The sequence below is a fragment of the Streptomyces sp. NRRL S-31 genome, assembly GCF_000718775.1.
Taxonomy (GTDB): Bacteria; Actinomycetota; Actinomycetes; order Streptomycetales; family Streptomycetaceae; genus Streptomyces.
The window spans coordinates 1-11,761 of the sequence record NZ_JOCB01000030.1; the positions used below are offsets into that span (position 1 = coordinate 1).

Annotated in this window: 7 protein-coding genes and 2 pseudogenes; 2 read left to right on the forward strand and 7 right to left on the reverse strand. The window is 71.6% G+C overall.

Translation table 11 applies throughout. From position 1 onward, the window contains the following. Positions 1–65: 65 nt before the first annotated feature. The 7 genes and pseudogenes from IF37_RS0114190 to IF37_RS0114210 form a co-directional block, all read right to left on the reverse strand. On the reverse strand, positions 66–1,022 hold the full coding sequence (locus IF37_RS0114190; protein ID WP_030741655.1) for an aromatase/cyclase: 957 nt from the start codon (positions 1,020–1,022) through the stop codon (positions 66–68). A 100-nt stretch (positions 1,023–1,122) separates the two neighbouring features. Continuing rightward, entirely contained in the window at positions 1,123–1,908 is a 786-nt protein-coding gene (fabG, locus tag IF37_RS0114195) for a 3-oxoacyl-ACP reductase FabG (RefSeq protein WP_030741658.1), read from the reverse strand. Positions 1,909–1,984: 76 nt separating this feature from the next. Further along, a pseudogene (locus IF37_RS41995) lies at positions 1,985–2,200 on the reverse strand (acyl carrier protein); the annotation flags it as partial. 223 nt (positions 2,201–2,423) lie between these two features. Next, positions 2,424–3,650: a beta-ketoacyl synthase N-terminal-like domain-containing protein gene (locus IF37_RS0114200; RefSeq protein ID WP_030741661.1), complete on the reverse strand. Its 1,227-nt coding sequence runs from the start codon at positions 3,648–3,650 to the stop codon at positions 2,424–2,426. Beyond that, positions 3,647–4,093, reverse strand: coding sequence for a hypothetical protein (locus IF37_RS46610; protein WP_367647069.1), 447 nt, complete (start codon positions 4,091–4,093; stop codon positions 3,647–3,649). The genes IF37_RS0114200 and IF37_RS46610 overlap by 4 nt, the downstream gene beginning before the upstream one ends. Positions 4,094–4,181: 88 nt before the next feature. Next, a pseudogene (locus IF37_RS46615) lies at positions 4,182–4,865 on the reverse strand (beta-ketoacyl synthase); the annotation flags it as partial. 348 nt (positions 4,866–5,213) lie between these two features. Further along, complete coding sequence (locus IF37_RS0114210) at positions 5,214–9,017, reverse strand: GH92 family glycosyl hydrolase (RefSeq protein ID WP_030741664.1); 3,804 nt, start codon at positions 9,015–9,017, stop codon at positions 5,214–5,216. Between the two features lie 339 nt (positions 9,018–9,356). On the opposite strand from IF37_RS0114210, the gene ngcE reads away from it, so the two are divergent. After that, positions 9,357–10,802 (forward strand): N-acetylglucosamine/diacetylchitobiose ABC transporter substrate-binding protein, encoded by a 1,446-nt coding sequence (ngcE, locus tag IF37_RS0114220; protein ID WP_030741667.1) that lies wholly within the window; start codon positions 9,357–9,359, stop codon positions 10,800–10,802. A gap of 29 nt (positions 10,803–10,831) precedes the next feature. After that, positions 10,832–11,758 carry a carbohydrate ABC transporter permease gene (locus tag IF37_RS0114225; protein WP_030741670.1) on the forward strand — a complete coding sequence of 309 codons (927 nt, stop codon included), beginning with the start codon at positions 10,832–10,834 and terminating at the stop codon, positions 11,756–11,758. Positions 11,759–11,761 lie beyond the last annotated feature (3 nt).

Genomic DNA, 11,761 nt, shown 5'->3' on the forward strand with positions numbered 1-11,761 from the left:
CGCCGGACCCGTCACGGCGGCGCCGGCCGCCCCGGGGGTGCGCGCGGGGTGGTCGGGCGGCACGGTCAGCCCTGCCCCGGGGCCCGTTCCTCGGCGTACCGCTTGGCGTGGTGCAGCGTGGCCGTGCTGTTGGTGGACAGCGCCGTGTGCACGTACTCCCGGGCGTCCGCGACCGTGGCCCCCTCGCCCAGCACCCGGGCGATGTTCGCGGCGTTGAGGGTGACCGTGTGCTGGGAGGAGGCCAGCGTGCCCGCGGCGTCCTCGGTGAAGGTCCAGTAGCCGGTGTGCAGGGTCATCAGCGCCGGCAGCGTGGTCTGCTTGTAGGCGATCCGGCGCTGCGGGAACGTCACCCGGTACGACTTGGTGGTGTGCGTCGAACCGTCCTTGGCCCGGGTGTCCATCTCCAGCTCCTGGAGGCCCGGGGTGTCCTCGCGCAGCCGCACCGTGGCGACGTGCGGCAGCCGCTCGGACCACTTGTCGGCCTCGTTGACGAAGTCGTAGACGTCCTTGGCGGAGCCGTCGACCCGCACGGTGTCCTCGAAGGAGAACGTCAGCTCCTCCTCGGCGTGCGCCTTCTCGACGTTGGTCTTCAGGGCCGCCAGCTCGGAGCGGGAGTTGCGGTCGACGGCCCGGTCGATCCACTCCAGGCTCGCCGGGTCGTCGTCGACGGCGCGGTAGTCGTGCAGCAGGCGGACCCGGGAGACGGACGCGCCGAGCGGTTCGATGATCCAGGTGCCGCCCATCGCGGCGACGGGCGGGGCGGACACCTCCTGGCGGAAGGTGATCCGCAGCCCCTCCGGGTCCAGGGTGCGGCGCGACGTCCAGTTCTTGGCCTCGCCGTTGGCGGTGGCCCAGATCCGGATGCGCTCCGTGCCCTCGCCGCGCTCCAGGTGGTCGACGTAGATGGTCGGCGGGAAGACGCGCGGCCAGTTGGCCACGTCGGCGATCAGGCGGTACACGGCGGCGGCGGGAGCGTCGACGCTGATCTCGTGCTCCACTTCGCGCAGGCCGGGCTGCGACATGCTCGGACTCCTCGGGTGTCGGTTCGGTACGGCGGTGTGGGCGGGCGCCCCGGCGGCGTGCCGCGGCGGTACGGCGGGCCGTGGGCGCGGCCCGCCGGGCTCAGAAGTTGCCGAGGCCGCCGCAGACGTTGAGGGCCTGGGCGGTGATGGAGGCGGCGGTGTCCGAGGCGAGGTAGCCGACCAGCCCCGCGACCTCCTCCGGCGTGGAGTAGCGGCCGAGCGGGATCTTCGCCTGGAACTTCTCCAGGATCGCGTCCTCGGTGGTGTCGTAGGCGGCGGCGTACCCCTGCCGCACCCGCTGGGCCATCGGCGTCTCGACGTACCCCGGGCAGACCGCGTTGACGGTGATGCCGGTCGGCGCCAGCTCGTTGCCGAGCGCCTTGGTGAAGCCGACCACGCCGTGCTTGGACGCGGAGTACGGGGCGCCCAGCACCACGCCCTGCTTGCCCGCGGTGGAGGCGATGTTGATGATGCGGCCGCGCTCCTTGTGCCGCAGGCCGCCGGTGTTCAGGGCCGCGGTGGTGACCCGGAAGACCGAGTTGAGGTTCGTGTCGATGACGTCGTGCCACAGCTCGGGGTCGATGTCGGCGGTCACGCCGCCGCCGGAGCGGCCCGCGTTGTTGACGACCACGTCGATCGTGCCGAAGCGGTCCACGGCCTGCTGGATCCAGGCGCGCACGCTCTCCTCGTCCCGCACGTCCAGCACCCCGCCGTCGACCTCCAGGCCCTCGCCGGCGAGTTCCTTGACGGTCGCGGCGACGTTGTCCGCGTTGCGGGCTCCGATGAAGACCCGGTGGCGCTGCGCCGCCAGCAGCCGGGCGACGGCCAGGCCGATGCCGCTGGTGGCACCGGTGACGACGGCGACCCGCTTGTCCTGCTCCGACATGTGCTTCCTCCGAAACGCGAAAGGGCGGCCGATGTGGCCGGGGATGACGAGAGAAGAGGGGGAACGCCGTGGCGGGGGGGGTACGGGCGTCGGTGAACACGTCGTCGTCCAGGGTGATCCCGAACTCGCGCTCGATCCGGCCGCCGGTCTCCAGCAACGCCAGCGACTCGTAGCCCAGTTCCTCGAAGTCGGTGTCGAGGATGTCGCCGTCGAGGTCGACGGTCTCGTCCGCGCCGGCCCCTTCCCGCAGGATGCGCTTGAGGTCGTCGATGGTGAACTCCTGCTTGGACACGGTCGGTCCCTTTCTGATGGGGGGACGGGTGGGTGCGGGCCCGGGGCCGGAACGGCACCCGGGAGTTCGGGGCTCCAGGCGGTGCGAGCACCCGGAGGACAAGGGCGCCCGCGGCCGTCCCGGGGGATCGGACGGCCGCGGGCGCGGTGCCGGGCGGTGCCGGCCGGCACCGCCCGGGGGGAGGGGCGGACCGGCCGGCACCGCCGGATCGGGGGCGGGCGGCTCAGTCGACGGCCCGGAGCACCACGGCCGAGTTGAAGCCGCCGTGCCCCCGGGCCAGGACGAGCGCGGTCCGCACCGAGGCGGTCCGGGGCCGCCCGGCGACCAGGTCCAGGTCGCCGGCCGAGCCCGTACCGACGTTGATGGTGGGCGGGATCAGGCCCTCGCGGATGGCGAGGACGGCGGTCACCACGTCCACCGGGGCGCCGCCCGCCAGCAGCCGCCCGATCGTGGTCTTCGGCGCGGTCACCGGCACCCCGCCCGGCCCGAACACCGCGGTGATGGCACGGGCCTCCGCGGCGTCCGGCTCCGGGCTGCCGGCGGCGTCGGCGAAGACGACGTCCACCGCGGCCGGTGTGGTGCGCGCGTCCGCCAGGGCCAGCTCGATCGCCCGGCGCAGCCCCGGCTCCCGCCCGCTGCCCGGCGGCGGGTCGAGCGTCGCGCCGTACCCGGCCAGCTCGGCGTGGAGCGTCCGCGCCCCGCGCTCCCGGGCGCTCGTCTCCTCCTCGAGGATGAGCAGCGCGCCGCCCTCGCCGGGCACGTACCCGCCGGCCGTCGGCTGGAAGGGCGCGTAGGCGCGGTCCGGCCGGTCCGAACGGGACATCAGCCCGGTGGACAGCCGGGCCGCCCAGCCGAGCGGGGTCAACGACGCCTCGAAGCCGCCCGCCGCGACCAGCCGGCTGCCCCGGTTCAGCTCCCGGCGGGCCTGTCCGACGGCGTCGAGGCCGCCGGCCTGGTCGCCGATCAGCACCCCGTTGGGACCTCGGCTGCCCCCGCGGATCGCGAGCTGCCCGGTGTTCACCGCCGGGAACCAGGCGAACGACTGGTAGGCGGAGACATGGCCGGGCCCCAGCTCCCACAGCTCCCGCTCGCCGAAGGCCGCGCCGCCCGCGCCGACGGCGGTCACCACCCCCATGCCGTACGCCGGGAGGTCGCCCGGCGCCAGGCCCGCGTCCCGCAGTGCCCGGTCCGCCGCGACCAGCGCGAGCTGGGTCGTCCGGTCGGTCTGCGGGACCAGCGGGCCGGGCAGGTGGTCCGCGGCCGAGAACCCGGGGATCTCCCCGGCCAGCCGCGCCGGGTAGCCGGAGGCGTCGAACCGGGTCAGCGGGCCGATGGCGTTCCTGCCGACGCGGACGGCGGCCCAGAACTCCTCCACCTCCAGACCGTGCGGAGTGGCCACGCCCATCCCGGTGATGACCGTACGGCCACGGCCGCCGGCGGCGCCGCTCATCCGCCGCTCCGGCCGGGGCGCGTCAGCACCATCGCGCATCGGAAGCCACCGAACCCACTGCCGATGGTGAGCACGGCATCGGTGCGGTGTGCGCGGGCGGTCAGCGGTACAAAGTCGAGATCGCACTCGGGGTCCGGTGTGTGCAGGTTCGCGGTCGGGGGCACCACGTGGTGCTTCATGGCCAGGGCGCGGGCGGCGGTCTCCAGGGCGCCGATCGCCCCCATCGAGTGCCCCACCATCGACTTGATCGAGCTGACCGGTGTGCGGCGCGCGTGCTCCCCCAGAGCCCGCTTCAGCGCGGCCGTCTCGTGCCGGTCGTTCTGCCGGGTGCCCGTGCCGTGCGCGTTGACGTAGTCCACCGCCGTCGCGTCCAGCCGGGCCTCGTCCGGCGCCGCCCCGATCGCGGCCGCCAGGTCGGCGCCGTCCCCGCGCAGCCCCGTCATGTGGAACGCGCTGCCGCGCCGGGCCCAGTTCCTCCGGCACGAACACCGCCGCGCCCTCACCGAGGACGAAGCCCTTGCGGGACGGGTCGAAGGGGCGCGAGGCGGTCTCCGCCTCGTCGTTCAGCGTCGTCGTGGCCCGGATCGCGTCGAACGCCGCCAGCGTCAGCGGGGTGATCGGCGCGTCCACGGCGCCCGCGACCATGACGTCGGCGGTGCCGTCGCGGATCACCTCCACGGCGTGTCCGACCGCGTCGGTCCCCGCCGTGCAGCCGGTGGCGACCACCGTCGCCGGCCCCTGGGCGCCCGCCGTCCAGGCCACCTCGGTGGCGAGCGCGCCGGGCACGAACAGGTCGTACAGCCGGGGGAGGGCACCCCGGAGGCCGGCGGGCCCGCGCCGGCCGTCGTCGCCGAGCGCCCGGTACGCGGCCTCCGGACCGGTGACCGCGCCGAAGGCGGTGCCCACGCTCACGCCGGTCCGGCAGGGGTCGAGCGCGTCCGGGTCGAGACCGCTGTCCGCCACCGCCTGCCGTGCCGTCACCACGCCGAACAGGGCGGCCCGGTCCAGCCGCCCGGTCTCCTCGGACGTCAGCCCGTGCGCCGCCGGATCGAGGTCGACCTCGGCCGCCACCCGGGAGCGGAACGGGGACGGGTCGAAGAAGGTGATCCGGCGCGTCGCCGTGCGGCCCGCGCCGAGCAGGTCCCAGAAGCCCTCGACGTCCGCTCCGCCCGGCGCGAGGACTCCCATCCCGGTGATCACTACCCGGCGTCCCATCGCTTCGCCGCCCTCCTTCCGCTCCGGCCCGGTACTCGTCCACGGTCCGGCGGACAGGTCCTCGGCGGCACGGCCGCCGCGTCCGCCGCGGCCCCCGCGCACACCGCACGGGATCCTGAATCCAAGGTTCTTCGCCCCCGGCCGCCGTTTCAACGGCCCTGGTTCCAGGGCTTCGTCAGGTTCCCCAAGTCCGGGTCGGCACCTTCCCGCCTTCGCAAGGCGAGTGTCAGGAGCGGGTGAAATCCGCCCCGTACGACCGGGCGGAACGCGACAGCCGGCCCGCCGGAGGAGGGGCCGGGACACGGCACACTGCTCCTCGGGGGGCCGGCTGTCGCGGCGGTGCGGCGGTCAGGCCAGCAGCTCCACCTCCGCCAGGGTCGACTCGCCGTCCAGCACGAGCCGGTACTTCGCGTACGTCCCCGGCGTGGCGATGGTGAAGGCACGGGTCTGCCGGTCCCAGGCGAACGCCTCGCCCGAGCGGTGGTCCAGCGTCCGCCACCGCGTGCCGTCGACGGAGCCCTGGAGGGTCCAGCCGGCCGGCGCCTTCGTCCGGTCGGCCCCCGAGGTCAGCGTGTACTGCACGGGCCGTACGGGACCCGGGGCCGGCAGGTCCGCCGAGGTGACTACCGCGCTCGTGGCCGAGGTGTCGTCGAAGAGCGCGCCGTCACCCTTCAGCACGTCCGCGCGCGGTGCCGGCACCTTGTCGTCCCGGGTGACGGAGACCGGCGCCGCGTCCTCGCCCGAGCCCCAGGCCGACGGCTCGGCGCCCATGGAGAAGTCCAGCACCCCGCCCTTGGCCAGCAGCGAGTGGGGCAGCGAAGTCGACGTCCAGGTACGCCCGTTGACCTTCACGCCCTGCACATAGACGTTCTTCGCGCTGTTGCCGGGCGCCCGCACCACCAGATCCCGGCCGTTCTCCAGGTGCACGGTCACCTTCTTGAACAGCGGGGAGCCGATGGCGTACTCGCCGCTGCCCATGACCAGCGGGTAGAAGCCGAGCGCGGAGAACAGGTACCAGGCCGACTGCTCGCCGTTGTCCTCGTCGCCGTGGTAGCCCTGCCCGATCTCGCTGCCGGTGTAGAGCCGGGACAGCGCCTCGCGCACGTACGCCTGCGCCTTCCACGGCTGGCCGGCCGCGTCGTACATGTAGATGACGTGGTGCGCGACCTGGTTGGAGTGGCCGTACATGCCCATCCGGACGTCCCGCGCCTCGGTCATCTCGTGGATGACACCGCCGTAGGAGCCCACGTAGTCCGGGGAGGCCGTCTCCGGGGTGGCGAAGTACTCGTCCAGCTTGTCCGCGAGCCCCTGCCGGCCGCCGTACAGGTTGGCCAGGCCCCGGCTGTCCTGCGGGGCGGTGAAGGCGTAGCCCCAGCCGTTGGTCTCGGTGTAGTCGTGACCCCACACGCGCGGGTCGTACGCGGCGGAGGGCACCCGCCAGTCGCCCCGGGCGTCCCGGCCCTGGAAGAAGCCGGCCTTGGTGTCGAACAGCTTCACGTAGTCCCGCGCCCGGTTGAGGAAGTACTCCGACTCCTCCCGGTAGCGCTTCTCGCCCGTCTCCCGGTAGAGGGCCTCGCCCATCTTCGCGATGCCGTAGTCGTTGACGTAGCCCTCCATCGCCCAGGACAGGCCCTCGTGGGTGTCGGTCGTGGTGTAGCCGAGGAAGGGCGAGGTGGCCATGCCCTTGCGGCCCACGCCCGGCATGGGCGGCACGACGGTCGCGTTCTTCACGGCCGCGTCGTACGCCGCCTTCGCGTCGAACCTCACGCCCTTGACGTAGGCGTCGGCGAACGCCACGTCCGAGGAGGTGCCGGTCATCAGGTCCGCGTAGCCGGGGGAGGACCAGCGGGAGGTCCAGCCGCCGTCCTTGTACTGCTGCACGAACCCGTCGGCCATCTCGCCCGCCTGGGACGGCGTCAGGAAGGAGTACGCCGGCCAGGTCGTCCGGTAGGTGTCCCAGAAGCCGTTGTTGACGTACACCTTGCCGTCCACGATCCTCGCGCCGGTGTGCGTCGGGGTGTCCGGGCCCGGCATGGCGGAGAACGGCGAGGCGTAACGGTCCTCGCCGTCCACCCTCTCGAAGCCGGAGTTGGGGTACAGGTACAGCCGGTACAGGCCGGAGTAGAGGGTGGTGAGCTGGTCGGGGGTCGCGCCCTCCACCTCGACCTTGCCGAGCAGCCTGTCCCACACCTGCCGGGCGTGCGCTCGGACGCTGTCGAAGGAGGCGCCGTCCGGGACCTCCTGGCGCAGGTTGTCCTTCGCCTGGTCGACGCTGATCAGCGAGGTCGCCAGGCGCAGGGTGACCGTGCGGTCGGCGCCCGCGTCGAAGCGCAGGAAGCCCTTCACCCCGCTCGATCCGCCGTCGGTGACCGGCTTGTCGAACGTGCCGTACACGAACAGCCGGGTCGCGCCCGTGGACAGGCCGGACTTCACGTCCGAGTAACCGGTGACGGTCCCGTGCTCCCGGTCGAGGGTGAGACCCGCCTGCTCGGTGACGTTGTCGAAGAGCACGCTCGCGTCGTCACCGGGGTAGGTGAAGCGCAGCACGGCCGCGTGGTCGGTCGGGGTCATCTCGGCCTTGAGGCCGTTCTCGAACCGCACCCCGTAGTAGTAGGGCCGCGCGGTCTCGTGTTCGTGCCGGAAGGCCAGTTCGCGCGCCCGCGGGGCGGTGTCCGGGGTACCGGACGCGGCCGACGGCATCACCTGGAAGGTCTGCCGGTCACCCATCCACGGGCTCGGCTCGTGGCTCGCGCTGAACGCCTGGATCGTCGGCAGGTTGTCAGCGTTGTTCGCACGCGCGTACTCGTACAGCCAGCTCAGCGAGGACGCGTTGGTGACCGGCGTCCAGAAGTTGAAGCCGTGCGGCAGGGCCGTCGCCGGGAAGTCGTTGCCGCGCGAATAGCTGCCGCTGGAGTTGGTGCCGCGGGTGGTCAGCGCGTAGTCCGCCAGGTGTGCCCGGGGCTTCTCGGGCGCCACCGGCTTCAGGGAGACGTCGTCGAGCCAGCCGCGGAACTTCGCCGGGCCGGCGGGGGAGTCGTACGCCACCAGGATGCGGTCGACGGTCCGGCCGGCCGCCACCGCGCCGATCCGCGCGACCACGTCGTTCCACTGGTTGACGTACAAAGCCTTCGACGCGCCCTGTCCGCGCGGGGAGAGCGGGAAGCCGTGCTGGTCCACCGCGCCCAGGTCGCTCAGATAGGTGCCGTCGGTGAAGGCCAGGTCGACGGAGACGTTCGTCGCGTCGTAGTCGCGGTCGCCGTCGGCCATCGACGGGAAGAGACGGTACGAGAGCTGGGTGTCGCGGCCGACCTCGACGTTCACGTCGAAGACCCGGTTGGACGAGTACGCCCGGCCGGCCGCCGTGTGCCGGCCGGCGTAGCGCAGCGCGCGCTTCCCGGTGAACCCGGCGCGCGCCTTGGCGGTCGGGGAGCCGCTCGGGCCCTGGTCGACCAGGGACAGCATGTCCTCGGGCACCGGCCCGCCGCCGCCTCCGGTGGAGAACTGCACGTCCGCGAGTTGGAGGATGTCCGGGGCGCCGTTGTTCCCCGTCACCTCCAGCCGGAAGTGCCGGTAGGCGGCGGGCTCGGCGAGGTCGTAGGACCTGGTCTGGAAGCGCTCGGAGAAGTTCTCGCCCGAGCGGCTGTCCACCGTCTTCCAGTCCTCGCCGTCGGCGGAGCCCTTGAGGGTCCAGTCCCGGGGGTCGCGCGTGTCGTAGTCGTTGGCCGAGGTGAGCGCGTAGGTCGTTATCCTCATCGGCTTGTCCAGGTCGAACTCCGCCCAGCCGGTGGGGGCGAAGGTCAGCCACTTGGTGCCGGGCTCGCCGTCGGCCAGGTTCTCCTTGACCTCGCCGGCGCCCTCGTTCTCGCCGCTCGCCCGGACCCCGGTGACGTGGTCGGTGACGTTGCCCGGGATGCCGGTGCTGTAGCCGCCGTCGACGCCCGAGGCGCGCTTGCCGCCGTCCGGGCCGGTGTCGACGGTGTTCAGCCAGTCCGGTGCCGGCTCGCCCGCCTCGAACGAGGATGCGAACTCCCGGTCCGCCGCCGGGGCGCCGGCGGGCAGGGCGACCGCCGCGCCCTGCGCCCCGACGGCCATGGCAAAGGCGGCCGTGAGGACGACCGCCGGGCCCCATCTGTGCCGCTTTCTCCGCTGCATCTACGGATTACCCCTCCTGCGCCCCATCGGACAACGTTGTCAACTGCGGGCGCAGGAACCAGTAGGTGGTCAAGTGGTGCGTGATGTCAAGGGTGTTGGCTGCGGCATTCAGGGACTTATGTCGCTGGTTCTTCCGGTGCGGCACTCTTCCGGCGCTCATATTTCCGGGAGGTCTCAACTCGGAAAAGACCGATCGTGAACCTTGCATTCGATCTTGTCCGCTGACCGTAAGTGGACTATACCTGTCGGCGTTTCCCGCACGACCCTGCACTACCCGACAGCGGTGCCGGGGAGGATCCGGTTCACCGCCTGAGTCCTGGAGAGGGCGAGGACTTGAGCATGGGATCCACTGGGCACCACGGCGTTGAAGGTGTCGGCCGTCGTGATCTGATCAAGCGCTCGGCGGCGCTCGGTCTGGTCGCCGCGCCGGGGATGGGCCTGCTGTCCGCCTGCGCGAGCAGTGGCGGCGACGGACAGGACAAGGCCAAGGCGGGCAAGAAGACCGCCAAGAACCCGCTCGGGGTCAATGACGGCGCGGGCATGGAATTCGTCCTCTTCGACGGCGGCTTCGGCAAGGAGTACGCCGAGGACGCGGTCAAGATCTACCAGCACGACTTCCCCAAGGCCAAGGTGAAGTTCGCGGCCACGCAGAAGATCCAGTCCACGCTCCAGCCCCGCTTCAACCAGGGCGACCCGCCGGACCTCATCGACAACTCCGGTGCCGAGCAGATGGACATGGGCGTCCTCGTCGGCAAGAACCAGCTCGCCGACCTCACCCCGCTGCTGGACGCGCCGTCGTACGACGACCCGGGCAAGAAGGTCCGCGACACGCTGCGCCCCGGCATCGTGGAGATGGGCCAGTTCGACGGCGACCCGGTCTGGATCCTGTACTACGCCTACACGGTGTACGGCGTCTGGTACTCGCAGAAGGGGCTGGACTCGCTGGACGCGGCGTACCCCGAGACCTGGGACGAGATGCTCGCGCTGTGCGCGAAGGCCAAGAAGAAGGGCATCGCGGGCTGGACCTACGCGGGCAAGTACCCGTACTACATCCCCTTCTCGCTGTACCCGATGATCGGCAAGGTCGGCGGGCGCGAGGTGCTCGACGCCATCGACAACCTGGAGCCCGGCGCGTGGAAGCACCCGGCGGTCAAGGCGTGTTTCGAGGCGTACTACGAGCTGTACAAGAAGGGCTACGTCCTCAAGGGCACCCCGGGCCTCGACCACATCCAGTCGCAGACCGCGTGGGCCAAGGGCAAGGCGCTGTTCCTGCCGAACGGCTCCTGGGTGGAGAACGAGTCGGCCAACGTGATCCCGGCCGACTTCGGCCTCGCCGTCTCCGCGCCCTCCGGGCTCGACGGCTCCGACAAGCTGCCGTTCGGCACCATCTGGGCCTCGGGCGGTGAACCCTTCGTCGTCCCGGCCAAGGCGAAGAACTCCGAGGGCGGGATGGAGCAGCTGCGCATCATGCTCTCCGAGGCGTCCTCGAAGAACTTCACCGCCAAGGTGAAGTCGCTGACCGCGTTCAACGGCGGCACCACCGGCATCACCCTCACCCCGGGTCTGAAGTCGGGCGTGGCGGCCCTGGACAAGGCCGGGACCAACGTGGTGAACCCGCGGCTCCAGGACTGGTACGTGCAGCTCCAGAAGGAGAAGATCGGCGTGGCCGGCCTCGGCGAGATGATGGCCGGCCGGCTCACCCCGGCCGAGGCGATCAAGAAGATCCAGGGCTTCGCCGACGAGGCGGCCAAGGACACCTCCATCAAGCACTACAAGCACCAGTAATCCAGCGTTCCGACAGCACCGGAGTGGCGATGCGGCACGGCAAGTACCGGTTCATCGTGGGGTTTCTGGCACTTCCCCTGGGACTGTACGCGCTCTTCGTGGTGTGGCCGTTCATCCAGTCCATCTACTACTCGTTCACGGACTGGACGGGCCTCAGCCCCGATTTCGAGATGGTCGGGTTCGACAACTACGAGAGGATGCTCGACGACGACATCTTCTGGAAGTCGTTGCAGCACAGTCTGCTCTTCGCTCTCGTGCTGCCGGTGGTGACGATCGGACTGGCGCTGTTCTTCGCCTTCATGATCAATGTGGGCGGACGACGGAGAAAGGGCGGCCCCGTGATCTCCGGGGTCCGGGGCTCGTCCTTCTACAAGATCGTCTATTTCTTTCCGCAGGTGCTCTCGATCGCGATCGTCTCGCTGCTGTTCGCCTTCGCGTACAACCCGGACAGCGGCGCGATCAACTCGCTCCTGCGCGGCATCGGACTCGACGGCGTCCAGCCGCTGTGGCTGGGTGATCCGAACCTCGCGCTGTGGTGCGTGATGGCGGTGCTCGTGTGGTCCACGGTCGGCTTCTTCGTGGTGCTGTTCTCCGCGGGCATGGCCTCCATCCCCGCCGAGCTGTACGAGGCGGCGCTGCTGGACGGCGCGGGCCGGGCCACCACGTTCTTCCGCGTCACCCTGCCGCTGCTGTGGGACACCGTGCAGTCCGGCTGGGTCTACATGGGCATCCTCGCGCTCGGCGCGGAGTCGTTCGCGGTCGTGGGGATCATGACGACGGGACCGGGCGGGCCCGACTACTCGACCACGGTGATGGTCCTGTACGTGTACCAGAAGGCGTTCCGGGACGGTCAGGCCGCCTACGCCACCACCATCGGCGTCGCCCTGCTGGTCGTCACGCTCGCGTTCGCGGCGATCGTGATGCGGCTGGGCCGTCGCGAGCGGCTGGAGTTCTGAACC

Coding starts and splice junctions, on each gene's coding strand:
- IF37_RS0114190 (WP_030741655.1), bottom strand. CDS start 1,022: ATGTCGCAGCCCGGCCTGCGCGAAGTGGAGCACGAGATCAGCGTCGAC.
- IF37_RS0114210 (WP_030741664.1), bottom strand. CDS start 9,017: ATGCAGCGGAGAAAGCGGCACAGATGGGGCCCGGCGGTCGTCCTCACG.
- fabG (WP_030741658.1), bottom strand. CDS start 1,908: ATGTCGGAGCAGGACAAGCGGGTCGCCGTCGTCACCGGTGCCACCAGC.
- ngcE (WP_030741667.1), top strand. CDS start 9,357: ATGGGATCCACTGGGCACCACGGCGTTGAAGGTGTCGGCCGTCGTGAT.
- IF37_RS46610 (WP_367647069.1), bottom strand. CDS start 4,093: ATGACGGGGCTGCGCGGGGACGGCGCCGACCTGGCGGCCGCGATCGGG.
- IF37_RS0114225 (WP_030741670.1), top strand. CDS start 10,832: ATGCGGCACGGCAAGTACCGGTTCATCGTGGGGTTTCTGGCACTTCCC.
- IF37_RS0114200 (WP_030741661.1), bottom strand. CDS start 3,650: ATGAGCGGCGCCGCCGGCGGCCGTGGCCGTACGGTCATCACCGGGATG.